At 71.4% G+C, this 14,217-nt stretch carries 13 protein-coding genes; 3 read left to right on the top strand and 10 right to left on the bottom strand.

Features of this window, described 5'->3' with window-relative positions; all coding sequences use genetic code 11:
• Positions 1-43: 43 nt before the first annotated feature.
• The 4 genes from fxsA to ABZT04_RS36440 form a co-directional block, all read right to left on the bottom strand.
• Positions 44-601 carry an FxsA family membrane protein gene (gene fxsA, locus ABZT04_RS36455; RefSeq protein ID WP_356062219.1) on the bottom strand — a complete coding sequence of 186 codons (558 nt, stop codon included), beginning with the start codon at positions 599-601 and terminating at the stop codon, positions 44-46.
• A gap of 72 nt (positions 602-673) precedes the next feature.
• The gene (locus ABZT04_RS36450; RefSeq protein WP_356062216.1) at positions 674-1,474 is read right to left on the bottom strand and encodes a polyprenol monophosphomannose synthase; all 801 of its coding nucleotides are present in this window, start codon (positions 1,472-1,474) and stop codon (positions 674-676) included.
• Between the two features lie 533 nt (positions 1,475-2,007).
• On the bottom strand, positions 2,008-3,609 hold the full coding sequence (locus tag ABZT04_RS36445; protein WP_356062213.1) for an amidohydrolase: 1,602 nt from the start codon (positions 3,607-3,609) through the stop codon (positions 2,008-2,010).
• Positions 3,610-3,656: 47 nt separating this feature from the next.
• Positions 3,657-4,097, bottom strand: coding sequence for an Lrp/AsnC family transcriptional regulator (locus tag ABZT04_RS36440; protein ID WP_200708861.1), 441 nt, complete (start codon positions 4,095-4,097; stop codon positions 3,657-3,659).
• A 209-nt stretch (positions 4,098-4,306) separates the two neighbouring features.
• Between ABZT04_RS36440 and ABZT04_RS36435 the strand changes: the two genes are divergently transcribed.
• The gene (locus ABZT04_RS36435) at positions 4,307-4,741 is read left to right on the top strand and encodes a hypothetical protein (protein WP_356062208.1); all 435 of its coding nucleotides are present in this window, start codon (positions 4,307-4,309) and stop codon (positions 4,739-4,741) included.
• 10 nt (positions 4,742-4,751) lie between these two features.
• Here the strand turns inward: ABZT04_RS36435 and ABZT04_RS36430 are convergent, their stop codons facing one another.
• The 6 genes from ABZT04_RS36430 to ABZT04_RS36405 all read right to left on the bottom strand — a co-directional run bounded on the left by ABZT04_RS36430 (position 4,752) and on the right by ABZT04_RS36405 (position 11,047).
• Entirely contained in the window at positions 4,752-5,846 is a 1,095-nt protein-coding gene (locus tag ABZT04_RS36430) for a phosphotransferase family protein (RefSeq protein WP_356062205.1), read from the bottom strand.
• Positions 5,847-5,858: 12 nt separating this feature from the next.
• Positions 5,859-6,959, bottom strand: a complete 1,101-nt coding sequence (locus ABZT04_RS36425) for a hypothetical protein (RefSeq protein WP_356062202.1) — start codon at positions 6,957-6,959, stop codon at positions 5,859-5,861.
• 341 nt (positions 6,960-7,300) lie between these two features.
• Positions 7,301-8,482, bottom strand: coding sequence for an acyl-CoA dehydrogenase family protein (locus tag ABZT04_RS36420; protein WP_356062199.1), 1,182 nt, complete (start codon positions 8,480-8,482; stop codon positions 7,301-7,303).
• A gap of 230 nt (positions 8,483-8,712) precedes the next feature.
• Positions 8,713-9,372 (bottom strand): TetR/AcrR family transcriptional regulator, encoded by a 660-nt coding sequence (locus ABZT04_RS36415; RefSeq protein ID WP_356062196.1) that lies wholly within the window; start codon positions 9,370-9,372, stop codon positions 8,713-8,715.
• A 65-nt stretch (positions 9,373-9,437) separates the two neighbouring features.
• A complete protein-coding gene (locus ABZT04_RS36410) occupies positions 9,438-9,584 on the bottom strand; it encodes an SCO1431 family membrane protein (RefSeq protein ID WP_356062193.1) in 147 nt (48 codons plus the stop codon).
• A gap of 101 nt (positions 9,585-9,685) precedes the next feature.
• Entirely contained in the window at positions 9,686-11,047 is a 1,362-nt protein-coding gene (locus tag ABZT04_RS36405; protein ID WP_356062190.1) for a peptidase C39 family protein, read from the bottom strand.
• Between the two features lie 217 nt (positions 11,048-11,264).
• On the opposite strand from ABZT04_RS36405, the gene ABZT04_RS36400 reads away from it, so the two are divergent.
• Positions 11,265-11,885 carry a hypothetical protein gene (locus ABZT04_RS36400; RefSeq protein ID WP_356062187.1) on the top strand — a complete coding sequence of 207 codons (621 nt, stop codon included), beginning with the start codon at positions 11,265-11,267 and terminating at the stop codon, positions 11,883-11,885.
• A gap of 434 nt (positions 11,886-12,319) precedes the next feature.
• Complete coding sequence (locus tag ABZT04_RS36395) at positions 12,320-14,188, top strand: AAA family ATPase (RefSeq protein WP_356062184.1); 1,869 nt, start codon at positions 12,320-12,322, stop codon at positions 14,186-14,188.
• Positions 14,189-14,217 lie beyond the last annotated feature (29 nt).

Genomic DNA, 14,217 nt, shown 5'->3' with positions numbered 1-14,217 from the left:
GTACGAACATGTACGGCGCCCGCGCTTTTGCCTGTCCGGAGTGTCAGCGGGTGAGCGGCGGGCGCGGGTCCTGCGGGGCGCCGCCGTCGGGCTCGTCCCGGATGACCTCGCCCTGGACGACCTTTCCGTCCGGACGGTGCATACGGGCCTGCTGGAAGGCGTCCCCGAGGGTTCCCGGGGCGGCCTTGCCCAGCTTCCGCTCGACCGTGCGCTCCGCATAGCGCGCCAGGGCCTTCTGGACCGGCGGAACCAGCAGGAGCAGCCCCGCCACGTCCGAGATCAGCCCCGGGATCATCAGCAGCAGACCGCCCAGCATCATCAGGCCGCTGCCACCGCCGCTGGCCGGGGCGGTGCCCTGCTGCACGGCCTGGCTCAGGTTCTGGAAGGCCCGCCGGCCCGCCCGCTTGATCACCACCGCGCCGAGCACGAACCCGGCGAGCAGCAGCAGGAAGACCGTCAGCCCGCTCGACGCGCCCGCCACCACGGTCAGCAGCCAGATCTCCAGCACCAGCCACGCGGCGATGCCCAGCGGCAGGAACGTACGCAGCCGGGAACGCGGAGGCCGGGCGGCGGCGGAAGGGGTGGGTACGCCAGTCGTCATACGTCCAGTGTGCCTGGGCCCGGCTCAGCGCGGGATAAGGGCATGATCGACGAGGCCTGTGAGGTCGCAGGGCTACGGCTGTGAGGGCTTTCCCCGGCCGCGGAGCTTGCCGATCCGCTCCGCCACGCCCCACGTGGTGACCCGCCACAGGGCCTCCACGAGGATGTCGCGGCTCATCTTGGAGTCGCCGAGTTCGCGCTCCACGAAGGTGATGGGGACCTCGACGACGTGGTAGCCGGCCTTGACGGCGCGGCGGGCCAGGTCGACCTGGAAGCAGTAGCCCTGGGAGGCCACGTCGTCCAGGCCGAGGCCTTCGAGGGTCTCGCGGCGGAAGGCTCGGTAGCCGCCCGTGATGTCGCGCAGCGGCAGGTCGAGGGCCACGCGCGAGTACAGGCTGCCGCCGCGCGAGATGAACTCGCGGGACTTCGGCCAGTTCACCACCCGGCCGCCGGGCACCCAGCGGGAGCCGAGCACCAGGTCCGCGCCCTTGAGCGCGGTGAGCAGCCGGGGCAGCTCCTCGGGCTGGTGGGAGCCGTCGGCGTCCATCTCGATGAGTACGCCGTAGCCGTTGTCCATGCCCCAGTGGAAGCCCGCGAGGTAGGCGGCTCCGAGGCCTTCCTTGCCCTTGCGGTGCAACACCTGGACCTGTTCGTCCTCGGCCGCCAGCTCGTCGGCCAGCTTGCCCGTGCCGTCGGGGCTGTTGTCGTCGGCCACGAGGACATGAGCCTCGGGGACCGACTTCCGCACCCGACCGACGATGGACTTGATGTTCTCCGCCTCGTTGTAGGTCGGGATGATCACCAAGGCCGTGCCGAGCGGGCCGAACTTCCGCCCCTGGGCCTCTGCCGCGAGGGCTCCGTCGCCGTCGTTCACTGCTGCCCCTTCATGTCCGTACGCAGGGGTCCACCATAGTGGCCGGGGCCTGGGGTGACGTGCCACGCGGTTCGTACGGTGGTGTCGATTCGACAAGAACGGGGTAAGGATGCCCATTTTGGCACCTGTGTGCTGCGGATGGGGGCCCGGCGCCCTTCGGGCCGACCTGGGACCCGCCGGCTGCGGGTCGACCAAAGCCGTTGTCTACTGGACGTCCGGGCCCCACCCGGGTCACACCAGCCGACCGGCCGGAACGTTCCCTCGCCGTGGCGCTGGCGCTGAGCCTGGCTCCCAGTGACGGTGCCCCGGTGCGGCACACCATCCCTGACCCAGCGGCGCTTCGGCGACTGTTCGGAGGTTCCCCGGTCGGGCGTCCGGTGGTGGACTCGGACGAACCTACCGGCCCCCTGCGCCCGCCTGTCAACAGCCGTCTGATCTGCGCTTTCTCCCTCAACTGGCTGGTCAGGGCAGAGGATGCGCAGGTCGCGCGACAGGCCGGTGGCCGTGGATCGGGGGCGCGCCACCCCGGGAGATCACTCGCCCGGCCGTACGAACACCGTCCGTCCGCCCACGACTGTGCGCAGACAGACGGGGAGCTCGCCGCCCGGCGTCAGGTCGGGCAGTCCGGGTGTGCCGGAGCGCGGGTCGGTCGACCAGCGTGCGACCCGGTCGTCGGGCGCCTGCACGACCAGGGCGTCGGTCCGCCAGACGGCGTAGTCGGCGGGCGCGCCCGGGACCAGGACACCCGCGTCGTCCCGTCCTACGGCCCGCCAGCCGCCCCGCGTATGCGCGGTGAACGCGGCACGCACGGAGATCCGGTGCTCGGCCGTCCGGTGGAACGCGGCGGCGCGGACCGTGCCCCACGGGTCGACCGGGGTGACCGGGCTGTCGGAGCCGAAGGCGAGCGGGACACCGGCCCGGAGCAGAGCCGCGAAGGGGTTCAGGGCGCGCGCCCGCTCGGCGCCCAGGCGCTGGGCGTACATGCCGTCCTCGCCGCCCCACAGCGCGTCGAAGGCGGGCTGCACGGACGCGGTCAGGCCCAGCTCGGCGAAGGCCGCGACGGTCTCCGGGGTGAGCAGCTCGGCGTGTTCGACACGGTGCCGGGCGGCGCGGACGCGGGCCAGGCCGACCTTCTCGGCGGCGCTGCGGACGCCGTCGACCACGGCGGTCACGGCGGCGTCCCCGATGGCGTGGAAGCCCGCCTGGAGGCCCGCATCGGTGCAGGCGACGACGTGGGCGGCGACGGCGTCCGCGTCCAGGTACGCGAGGCCGGTGTGCCCGGCGTCGGCGTACGGCTGGTGCAGACAGGCGGTGTGCGAGCCGAGGGCCCCGTCCACGAAGAGGTCCCCCGCCGCTCCCGCCGCGCCCAGCTCCCGTGCCTTCGTCACGTCCTGCTCGGCCCAGTAGCCGACGACCCGCGGCCCAGGCTCCTCGCCGGCCAGCCGCAGCAGGCCCGTGAAGTCGTCCTCGGAGGAGATCTCGGGTCCGGCGCACTCGTGGACCGAACCGACGCCCAGGGAGGCCGCGTGGGCGAGCGCGGCACGCTGGGCCGCGGTGCGCTGCTCCGGTGCGATGGCGGCGAGCGCGGTGGAGCGTACGGCGTGGTGGGCGTCGGCGGTGAGGGGGCCGTCCGGCGCCTCGAAGCCGGGGACCAGGTCGAGCAGGGCCGTGCTGACGACCGCCGAGTGGACGTCGATGCGGGAGAGGTAGAGCGGGCGTCCGCCGGTCGCCGTGTCGAGTTCGGCGCGGGTCGGCGGGCGACCCCCCGGCCAGCGGGCGGCGTCCCAGCCGTGGCCGAGCAGCACGCGGTCGGCCGGGCGGGCGGCGGCGAAGTCCCGGACGAGGGACAGCGCCGCCTCCAGGGAGGGCGCGTCGGAGAGGTCGAGGCCGGTGAGCGCGAGGCCGGTGGCGGTGGTGTGCACATGTGCGTCGGCGAACGCCGGGGTGACCAGCGCGCCGTCCAGGTCGACCACCTCGTCGACCCCGTCCGCGAACGCGTCGGCGGCCCCCTCGGAGCCGACCCAGGCGACCTGGCCGCGCTCCACGACCATCGCGGTGGCGAAGGGGTCGGCGGGGCTGTGGACTTCGCCGCGGCGGAGCAGGACGGTGGTCGGTTCGGGGGTGCGCTCACTCATGGGGAACAGTCTCGCGCCTCACCGGCACGGCCCCGCACGCAGGTCGGTCAGATGCGCGGCGGGCGGGCCTCGTACGGCGTCGACAGCACCACCGTGGTCCGGGTCGAGACCCCGGCCAGGCCACGCAGCCGGGCCAGCAGCTCCTCCAGTTCGTGCGGGGTGGACACCCGCACCTTGAGGATGTAGTTCTCGTCGCCCGCGACGCTGTGGCAGGCCTCGATCTCGGGGACGCCGGAGAGGCGGTCCGCGATGTCGTCGGGGGCGCTGGGGTCGAACGGTGTCACCGAGATGAAGGCGGTCATGGGCAGACCCACCGCCTCCGGGTCGACGACGGCCGCATACCCGCGGATGACGCCACGCTGCTCCAGTCGGCGCACCCGTTGGTGCACGGCCGACGTGGACAGGCCCGTGGCCTTGCCCAGGTCTGTGTAGCTCATCCGCCCGTCCTTGACGAGCAGCTGCACGATTTGTCGGTCCAGCTCCTCCATGGCGCAAGAACTTACATGGCGGCTGATCTCCTCCGATAGCCGAGCGGCGCAGGTCATACCCGGTTCGTGATGTTGCATGTGACGAACGCCACAGGCCCCGAAGCGTCTCCGTGATGCTCTCGTGATTACCTCGGAGACGGGACGGGAAGTGCTTGCTGTGGTCGAGGCCGCAGCGCCTTCACGGCCCAGCCCAGTAGGGGGAGAAACCCATGCAGAGTCTTAAGCGCCCTGGACGCACCGCGCCCAAGCGGCCGCAGCTCGTCGTCGAGCCCGAGCCGGAGGGCGTCGAACCCGACGGTTTCGAGGCCGACGAGCTCGACGAGTACGACACCTTCGAGATGTACCGGGTGATCTGCCCGGACTGCGTGCAGCCCATCGCGCTCCTCGCGGACGAGGAGGTCCTGCCGGAGCACGCGCTGTGCGCCTCGCCGTGGAACCCGTTCGGGCTGACGGTCTGCGCCGGTACGGGCCGCCAGGCGGCCGACGCCCACTCCGCCGACGAGTCCGCGGAGCTCCAGGAGCAGGACACCGCGCTGCTGTTGACGCTCCCTCAGGGACTGGACTGGCGTACACAGCCCTTCTCGCACGTCGGCGGCCCCAGCTCGCGTCCGATGCGGGTGCCGGACATGCGCCGCGCCGCCTGAGTCCTCTCGCTCAACCCCAGTAACTGCCCTGCACCATGGCCCGCAGGCTGCCGTGGTGCAGGATCAGTGTGTCCGGGTCCGCCGGGACGGCCGTCTCGCCGAAGTACACCTGCCGGTAGGCGATGCGCAGCATCACGATCGCGTGCCGCAGCGCCGCGTACAGGGTGTAGAAGTCCATGTCGCGCGGGGTGTGGCCGGTGAGTTCGGCGTACCGGGCCTCCACCCGGTCCCGGCGGAAGAACTCCGGCAGGCCCGTCTGGCCGAAGGCGACCGTGAGGTCCTGGAAGAAGCGGTGCAGATAGACGGTCCAGCCGAGGTCCACCTCGCGCGGGGCCGGCGCCGCCATCTCCCAGTCGAGGACGGCGACGGGGTCGAACCCGTCGTAGACGACGTTGCCGATGCGCGCGTCGCCCCAGTTGAGGACCGGTTCGCCCGGGTCGGTCGGCCAGAGTTCGGTCAGCCGGTCGAAAGCGCCCTCGATCAGCGGTGAGCGGGCGACTCCGTCAACCACCCAGTCGTAGTAGGCGCGTTGGGATGCGACATGGCGGTGGAGGGCGTCGCCGTCGCCCGGGAGGGTGAGGAAGTCGGCCTCCGCGAGCGGTACTTGGTCATGGAGGTGGGCAATGAGTCCGACCGAGGCGGCTTCTAGGTGTGCGCGTTCCGCGTCGGTCGCCGCGTGCAGCCAATTGCCCTCGTACGTATAGGGCATGACGTCCGGCGGTACGCGTCCCTCGGCGCGCTCCATGACGAAGAACGGCGCGCCGAGCGGGCCGGGGTCCTCCTCCAGCCAGCGCACCTTCGGTACCGGGAGGTCCGTGCGGTCGGCGACCAGGCGCATGGTGCGGTACTGCCGCGGCATGTCGTAGACCGGGAAGACGCAGTACGCCGCCGGGTCGGCCGCGAGTCTCAACGCGCAGGCCTGGGGCGGTAGTTCGGGGTGCTCGATGTCGAAGAGCAGGGTCTCGCTGGACATGCCGTTCGACGCGGGGACGGTGATGCGGACGGCCCGGGCGCCGGGCATGCGGGTGTGGAGCCAGGCCGTGAGTCGGTGGGCGAGTCGCTCGGGGTCGCGGGTGGTCGTGCGGGGGCGGGGTGCCGTCGCCATGGGTCAACTCCCCTACGGTGCGACCGAGTCGAAGCCGGTGAAGCCGCTCGGGTCGTGGCGGCCGAAGGAGCCGTGCTCGAAGATGCCGTGGCCGATCCGCCCGTTCAGGCGGAAGCGGGCGGCGTGGTCGGTGACGCCGTAGGCGGCGAGCGGCTCGGGGCGGGTGAGGTCGTAGGTGCGTCGGTCGGTCCAGGCGCGGCCGCGCCAGGTGCCGTGCTGCCAGTCGTCGGCGGGCGGGTAGCCGGCACCGGTCGCCAGGGGTGAGGAGGTCAGGATCTCGACGCCGAGTTCCTGGGGCTTGTGGGTGTCCCCGAGGCGGATGAGGGCGCGCTCGGGGTGGCGGGTGCCGGAACGGTAGGTGATCTCGGCCTGGGGCCAGCCGAGTTGGCGGTCGCGGTGGCCGGGGCGGACGACGGTCGCCTCGTTCAGGGTGCGGTGGCCGTCGGCGTCCTCCTGGACGATGACCATGAGGAAGCGGTCCTCGAAGCGGACCGGGCACCATATCCAGTGGAAGCCCTCGGTCGGATGGTCCCCGGCGAGCCGGCCACCCTCCTCGCCGGGGATGGGCCGCACCCCCCAACTGCGGTCGCGGGTACCGGTCCAGTGGTCGGCCGAGACGCGGAACTCCTCGTCGCCGGACCGGATCACGCCCTCCACCCCACCCGCCTGGACGAAGCGGCGGCCTTCGAGGGTGAGCCGGTCGCCGCGGTACTGGACGTGGTGGGGTTCCCACAGGGCGGGGAACTCCGCGGTCCATGTCAGGTCGTAGGACAGGGAGTTGTCCTCGCAGCGCAGGCGCAGTCGGCTCAGCGGCTTCTCGACCTCGATGTGCAGCGGGCCGACGGCGAGGTTCATGCGGTCCTCGCCGAGGGCGTCCGAGGCGCGGACCGCGTGCAGGGTGTCGCCGGTGCGGAGGGTCGCGTAGGCGTCGATCACACCGACGTTGGGGTAGACCCCGAGGCCGAGGATGAGCAGGGCGCGGCCCTCGCGGTCGAGGACGTGGAAGATGCAGCGGTCGTAGGCGTTCCGGTCGCCGGTCGCGACGTGCTTCATCGACAGCGGGACCTGGTGCACGGGGTACTCGTCGAGGGGCACGGGACGGTCGTCTGTCACGGCTAACCTCCCCTGGGGACAGTGGAGGTGACGGTACGTCAGGAAGAGTGCGATGGCCATGGCCGGGAGCCGGTACGCCGGTGAACTCACGCTCGAATACACGGACCGGTGACCTGTCCTCGGGCTCTTACGTTGCCCTGGTATGACCCCCACATATGCGCCGACCGGGCGTCAGCGCCGTATCTACGTCCCCGCACCCGCAGAATCGGTTCCGCCGGCGCCGCAGCCTCAGGATCCGCCCATCTACCGTGATCTCATGCGGACTTGGGCCGACCGGGGCCGCACCCTGCCGGGGCGTCACGACCCGGAGTGGGTGCGGCTGGCGGCGCCGCCGACCGGGCTCAGCCAGTTCGGTGGGCCTCTGGACCCGCCAGGTGGCGGGCGATGACCATGCGCTGGATCTGGTTGGTGCCCTCGACGATCTGCAGGACCTTGGCCTCGCGCATGTAGCGCTCGACCGGGAAGTCCGCGGTGTAGCCGTATCCGCCGAGGACCTGGACGGCGTCGACGGTCGCCTTCATCGCGGTGTCGGTGCAGTGCAGCTTGGCCATGGCCGCCTGCTTGGCGAAGGGCCGGCCCGCGTCGCGCAGCCGGGCCGCCGCGAGGTAGAGCGCCCGGCCCGCCTCGATCTGGGTCGCCATGTCGGCGAGCATGAAGCGCAGGCCCTGGAAGTCGGAGATCGGCCGCCCGAACTGCTGCCGTCCGGTCGCGTACGCCACCGCCTCGTCGAGCGCGGCCTGGGCCAGGCCGATCGCGCAGGCCGCGATGCCGAGCCGCCCGGAGTCCAGCGCGGACAGGGCGATCGCGAAGCCCTGGCCCTCCTCGCCGATACGGCGCTCGTCGGGGACCCGGACGCCGTCGAAGTGGACCTGCGCGGTGGGCGAGCCCTTCATGCCCATCTTCTTCTCCGGAGCCGCGCCGCTCAGGCCGGGCGCGTCACCCGGCACCAGGAAGGCGCTGATCCCGCGCGGGCCGTCCTCGCCGGTGCGGGCCATGACGGTGTAGAAGTCGGCGATGCCGCCGTGCGTGATCCAGGCCTTGGTGCCGTCGATCACCCAGTCGTCGCCCTCCCTGACCGCCTTGGTGCGCAGGGAGGCCGCGTCGGAGCCGGAGGACGGTTCGGAGAGGCAGTAGGCGCCCAGCAGGCCGCCGCCGAGCATCGCGGGCAGGTGCTCGACCTGCTGCTGCTTGGTGCCGTAGTTGGCCAGCGCGTGGCAGGACAGCGAGTGGACGCTGACGCCCAGGCCTACGGTGAGGCGGGCCGCCGCCAGCTCTTCGAGGACCTGGAGGTATACCTCGTACGGCTGGTCGCCGCCGCCGTACTCGGAGTCGTAGGGCAGGCCGAGCAGTCCCGATCGGGAGAGCAGGGTGAAGATCTCGCGCGGGAAGTGTCCGGCGTCCTCCTCCACTGCCGCCCTCGGGGCGATCTCGCGCTGCGCGATGTCGCGGGCCAGCGAGATCAGATCCCGGGCCTCGTCCGTGGGCAGTTGCCGGTCCACCGGTTGCGGGGCGCGGTCGGGCATGGCGACGCTCTCCTCCCTGTCGGGCACATCGGCGGGCGTACGCCTTGGGTCGAGGCGACGTGGCCGGGTACCGCACGGATGCGGCCGCTGCTCCCGCTCCCGGGTCTCGGAAGCGGCTGACCAGCGGCTCTGCGCTGTGAGTATGCCCGATCAGAGGTCTGCCGTCACCAGTTAACGACCGCTTACTTCGAGAATAACCCGGCCGTCCCGAACCCGTCCGGAACGCCTGCTCAGGTGTCCCGGCGGGCCGGGGCCGGGGCCGGATACGTCGGGTCCAGTTCCTCGATGGCGCGCAGGGTGCCGCCCAGGGTCTTCACGAGGAGTTCGCGCATCGTCTCGCGCGACAGGTCGGGGCCGCTGATCCACTCCAGGGTCGCGCCCTCGACGCTGCACACCCAGCCGAAGAGGGCCATGCGGGCGAGCCGGGAGATGTCGGTCTGGCCGTAGGCGCCTTCGGCGATGGTCGCGACGATCGCCGCGCGCACCCCGTCCCGGATGGCGTGCACCTCGGTGTCGAAGCCGACGCCGCCGCTGACGATGGTGCGGTAGGCGGCCTGGTTGTGCTCGGCCCAGCGCAGATAGCTGTCCATCGTGCGCTGTACGCGGTCCAGTTGGGGCAGTTCGAGGCCGCTCGCCGCGAAGGTCACCAGGTCGGCGACCGAGTCGTTGATGATCGCCAGGTAGTAGCCGCGCTTGGACTGGAAGTAGTAGTAGATCAGCCCCTTGGCAACATGGGCCTGCCGTGCGATGTCGTCCATGGACAGGGCGTCGTAGGACGTGTCGGCGAACAACTTCCGGCCGATGGTGATGAGTTCGGCGCGGCGCGCCAAGGAACGCTCGGTACCGCGCGCCCGAGGACGTGGGACGTCACGCTGCTGACTGATTTCCAATTTCGACTCTGGCTCTCCAACTGGGCTGGGTCAACCGCAGTATGGCAGGTCGTTTATGCAGCAGGTCACAGCAGGCCGATTTGGGTCACGAGCATCGCGATCACCACGACCAGGGTCCAGCCCATGACGTGCTCGGCGATCTTCGGACCGTGGTCCTTGGGGCCGCCGGTGCGGATACGGGTGCGGGCGGCGCCGGCTGAGTGTGCGGTCATGGTGGCTCGCAGAGGTCGGATGTGAGGTGGACTCCCCCGTTCTGTCCACCTTGCCATCCATATCGTCCTCCGCGGCGGAGACCTTGGTCACAGGCTCCGGGTCAGCGCACCCCCACCGCCGCGAGTGCCTTGCGCTGGCGGGCGGTCGGCCGCGCCGGGAAGTAGAGGTAACAGACGCCGCCGGTGCCGGAGGAGAGGTTGCCGGAGGCGTTGTACCGCTTGGTGCGCAGCCAGATGTTCTCCCACTCGCGCCGGTTGTAGACGCGGCGGACGGCGGGATCGCTGGGTGAGTTGGGGTCGTTGGCGATCACATCGCCGTCGGCGGTGAAGCCGATCACGGTCATCAGGTGACCGGAGGTGCCGTATCCCGCGCCGGTCAGCTCGCTGCTGAGGAACGACTGGGACGTTATGGCCGGGATGCCCGCCGCGATCAGCGTCTCCAGGTCGCCGAGCGAGCCGAGCCGGGTGACCACGCCCTGGAGGTCCTGGTACGTCGCCGCGTAGGCGACGTTGAACGGCCAGTTGCCGCAGCCCTCGTACTGGTAGTCGTAGGTGAAGCGGGCCGCGTTGTCGACCTGCGGGTCCGCGTAGGTCGGGTCGACCCAGGCGAGTTGCTCCGGGGTGAGCCGACCGCCCCAGTACTCGATGATCATCTGCGAGGAGGTGGGGCTGCACCAGGCCTCGCCGCCGTTGTCGTACTCGGGGTACTGACCGACGTGGATCTCCTGCGAGTAGCGCGGGACGATCAGCTCCCGGGCGAGTCCGGGCGTGGAGGCCGGGACGGTGAAGCGGTCGGGGATGTCCGAGCCCATCGCGCCCAGCCGCCACACAGTGGGGGTGAGCTTGGTGCCCGGCTTGCGGTAGAGGGTCAGCCGCAGGCGGTACGACGCCAGGCGCAGGCCGGTCGTCGCGTCGTCGATCGCGAAGGTGTCCGTCCAGATCGAGGACTTGCCGTCCTTCTGGCCGTCGACGGAGGTCCGCTTGATGTCCTGGTCGCCGGCCGCCCAGCGGCCCATCACGTACCAGGGTGTGTCGGTGCCGTCGGAGTAGGTGCCGTGCAGTTCGACCTGGATCCAGGTGCCGGCGGGGGTGTGCGCGTTCCAGGAGGCGATGGTCTCCGTCGCTGGGACCGAGAGCCGGTGGACGGGGGACGTCCAGGTCGCGTACTCCCAGGCGGCGGTCTTTCCCGTGTGCGGGTCCGTGTAGTCGACGCTGCCGAGGGCATCGCCGATGACGAGGCCGGGGCGCGGGCCCCCGACGGCCCGGGTGCCCCGGGCGGTGCCGCAGCGCCAGTCGGCCTCGGTGGTCCACGCGTGGTTGTCGACCGCTCGGGCCGGGCCTCGGTCCGTGTCGGCGGGCGCCTCGGCGTTGGCGGCGACCGCGGGGCTCGCGCCGCTCACGACGGCGGCGGCGACCGCGGCGGTCAGGACGGTTCTGCGGGACGGCTGTTCGGCTCTGCTCATGGGCGGAAGACCCCCGGGTGTTCCGAGTCGGGACAGATCCAATGGACGGCTGTGCGCCAACTATGGACGCGGAGAGCGTGCCCCTGCCAGCACTTCGGGCCGTGCCGCGCCCACGAATATTGGTATCGACCACTGGCATGACCAGGGACGGGAAGCCCAGCTCCCTAGAATGTCCCGGCGACCTGCGGCACCAGCCCACGACCTCCCGGGAACAGTCATGCACGACCTGGCCCACCGTCTGAGCCATCTGCCCCCGTCCTGCGGACCGGTCCGGCTCGTCGGTGTCGACGGGCACGCGGGGTCCGGGAAGTCCACGTTCGCCGAGCGGTTGGCCACGGCGCTGGGCGGTGCCCCCGTCCTGCACCTGGACGACCTCGCCGCCCACGACGAGCTGTTCGGTTGGACCGACCGGCTGCTGAACCAGGTGATCGTCCCCCTCGGCCGCGGCGAGAGCGCGCAGTACGCCCCCTACGACTGGCACACCCGCCGCTTCGGACCACCCCGCGCGCTGCCGCCCGCACCGGTGGTCCTGGTCGAGGGTGTCGGCGCCGGACGCCGGGCGGTGCGCCCGTTCCTCGCGCGGCTGCTGTGGATGGAGCTGCCCCAGGAGGAGGCCTGGACGCGGGGGCGACTGCGGGACGGGCCGGAGCAGCGGGACTTCTGGGACGGCTGGGTCGAGGCGGAGCGCGAACACTTCGCCAAAGACCCTTCGCGACCCCACGCGGACCTCCTGGTACGGCAGTTGAGCAAGGGGTACGAGGTGCTCGCGGGGCCCACCGTGACGATTGGACCGGACCACGGCGTCACGCACGGTGATGGACCGCCCGCAGTGTGCTGAACTTGTGAAGACCCTCCTGTGTGAAGTTGCCTGAGTACCCCAACTCGGCTTGACCCAGGGGCCGTACAGGTCTTACGTTCTGAATGTGCGGCCGTTCGAAGCCGCCCAGAGTCGCGAAGCCCCCGGTTGTTCCCCCGTGATCGGGGGCTTCGTTCTGCTCTCAGGCCCCTTTTCCGGCCGTCACGAGCCGTGATTTGCTCACCCTGGGTCACCGTCCTGAGTGCGCCCCATCTGCTCCCACCTCGTCAAACGGCCTTGCCCGCACCCTTCGGTGGGCGACTGCCCCGCAGGTACGATGCCCTGGGTGCGACCATCGGACGGCTGCTTCGCGCACCACGGCAACTCCCGTCCGCGGCACAGTGGTTCGACCCAGACTGCCGACGGGCGCCGGCCCGGCGGCGAATCAACGGGGGCACGGTTTGTGGGGGGACGTGATGGACTTCGGCACGCAGGGCTCCGAGGCCCCGGCCGACCTCGCGTGGCTGCGAGGTGTGGACGCCTACACGATGGGCGCTTATCCGCAGGCGGAGGAGGAGTTCCGCACCGCGGTCCGCATGGATCCCGGGATGGCCGACGGCTGGCTCGGACTGCACGCGCTGCGGGTCGACACCACGACCGCGCTGCTGCGGATGTACCGGCACCGCGAGCGCTTCGGAGAACAGCGCACCAGACACCGGCGGACGCTCAACTCCTGGTACTGGCTGGGCTGGTGGGTCCAGCCCGTGCTGGAGAGCCCGCGTGATCTGCTGCTCGCGCACGCCTCGCACTGGCTGGACGGCCGCCATGTCCCGGAGCTGGACCGGGCGTTGGCCGGACTGCCGCCCGTCGACACCGACCACCAAGTGCGCTTCCTGCATGCCTGCCGCGCCTATCTGGTCAAGGACTGGGAGCAGTTGGTCCGGCACACGGACCCGCTGATCAACGACCAACTCCTGGGCATCGAGGCCGGGTTGTTCGGCGGGATGGCCCGGGTCCGGCTGGAGATGTACGGCCAGGCCGAGCCCCTGCTCTCCGCCGCGCTGATGCGCTGCCGCAGCGAACAGCCCCAGCGCAAGGAACTGCGGTACTGGCTGGCGCGGGCCCACGAGGGCACCGGCCGCAGCGCCGCCGCGCTCCCCCTGTACCGGGCCGTGCACCGGGTCGACCCCGCGTTCATGGACACCTCGGCGCGGCTCGCCGCGATCACCGACTCCGACGGGTACGACGGCGCCGAGGACGTCAGCGACCTCGCGGCGATCAGGCTCTCCGGCGGACAGGACGCGCTGGAGGGTCCCGACGGGCTCGATCCGCTGTTCGGTGCCGAGGGGCGCGACCTGAAGCTGTCGGATCCCGGCCTGCCGCCGACCGGCCCGCTGCCCTCCGCGGCCGACTCGGTGCGCGAGAAGACCTCGGTGCCGATACCGCCGCTGCCCACCGGTCCCACCGACCCCGTCCTGCTGGAGGAGGCGCTCAACGAACTGGAGCGCATGGTGGGGCTGGAGCCGGTCAAGCGCCAAGTCAAGGCGCTGTCCGCCCAGTTGAACATGGCGCGGCTGCGCGCCGGGCAGGGCCTGCCGGTCCAGCCGCCGAAACGGCACTTCGTCTTCTCCGGACCCTCGGGCACCGGCAAGACCACCGTGGCCCGCATCCTCGGCCGGGTCTTCTACGCCCTCGGGCTGCTCGGCGGCGACCACCTCGTCGAGGCCCAGCGGGCGGACCTGGTCGGCGAGTACCTGGGCCAAACGGCCGTGAAGGCCAACGAGTTGATCGACTCCGCGATCGGCGGTGTCCTCTTCGTCGACGAGGCCTACTCGCTCTCCAACTCCGGTTACGGCAAGGGCGACGCGTACGGCGACGAGGCCTTACAGGTGCTGCTGAAGCGGGCCGAGGACAACCGCGACCACCTGGTGGTGATCCTGGCCGGCTACCCGGAGGGCATGGACCGTCTCCTCGCCGCGAACCCCGGGCTGTCCTCCCGCTTCACGACCCGCGTCGACTTCCCCTCGTACCGTCCCCTCGAACTCACCTCCATCGGCGAGGTGTTGGCGGCGGAGAACGGTGACGTGTGGGACGAGGAGGCGCTCGACGAGCTGCGCTCCATCGCCGGGCATGTGGTGGATCAGGGGTGGATCGACGAGTTGGGCAACGGGCGGTTCCTGCGGACCCTGTACGAGAAGAGCTGCGCGTACCGGGATCTGCGGCTGTCGGTGTATCCGGGGATGCTGTCGCGGGACGATCTGTCGACGTTGCGGCTGCCGGATCTGATGCAGGCGTACGGCGAGGTGCTGTCGGGGCGGGGACCGCAGGATCCGTCGCCGCTGTGACGACCGGGCCCCGGGGCCCCGCGCCCCGG

Origin of the sequence: Streptomyces sp. NPDC005492 (genome assembly GCF_040605995.1) — a bacterium.
In the GTDB taxonomy this organism is placed as follows: domain Bacteria; phylum Actinomycetota; class Actinomycetes; order Streptomycetales; family Streptomycetaceae; genus Streptomyces.
The sequence above is the reverse complement of the archived record's forward strand: the minus strand, read 5'-3'. Positions and strand labels throughout refer to the sequence as shown.

Excerpts from the sequence above, each read along its gene's own strand:
- ABZT04_RS36400 (WP_356062187.1), top strand. The coding sequence starts at position 11,265 with ATGCACGACCTGGCCCACCGTCTGAGCCATCTGCCCCCGTCCTGCGGA.
- ABZT04_RS36410 (WP_356062193.1), bottom strand. The coding sequence starts at position 9,584 with ATGACCGCACACTCAGCCGGCGCCGCCCGCACCCGTATCCGCACCGGC.
- fxsA (WP_356062219.1), bottom strand. The coding sequence starts at position 601 with ATGACGACTGGCGTACCCACCCCTTCCGCCGCCGCCCGGCCTCCGCGT.
- ABZT04_RS36430 (WP_356062205.1), bottom strand. The coding sequence starts at position 5,846 with ATGGCGACGGCACCCCGCCCCCGCACGACCACCCGCGACCCCGAGCGA.
- ABZT04_RS36395 (WP_356062184.1), top strand. The coding sequence starts at position 12,320 with ATGGACTTCGGCACGCAGGGCTCCGAGGCCCCGGCCGACCTCGCGTGG.
- ABZT04_RS36440 (WP_200708861.1), bottom strand. The coding sequence starts at position 4,097 with ATGGAGGAGCTGGACCGACAAATCGTGCAGCTGCTCGTCAAGGACGGG.
- ABZT04_RS36445 (WP_356062213.1), bottom strand. The coding sequence starts at position 3,609 with ATGAGTGAGCGCACCCCCGAACCGACCACCGTCCTGCTCCGCCGCGGC.
- ABZT04_RS36405 (WP_356062190.1), bottom strand. The coding sequence starts at position 11,047 with ATGAGCAGAGCCGAACAGCCGTCCCGCAGAACCGTCCTGACCGCCGCG.
- ABZT04_RS36420 (WP_356062199.1), bottom strand. The coding sequence starts at position 8,482 with ATGCCCGACCGCGCCCCGCAACCGGTGGACCGGCAACTGCCCACGGAC.
- ABZT04_RS36435 (WP_356062208.1), top strand. The coding sequence starts at position 4,307 with ATGCAGAGTCTTAAGCGCCCTGGACGCACCGCGCCCAAGCGGCCGCAG.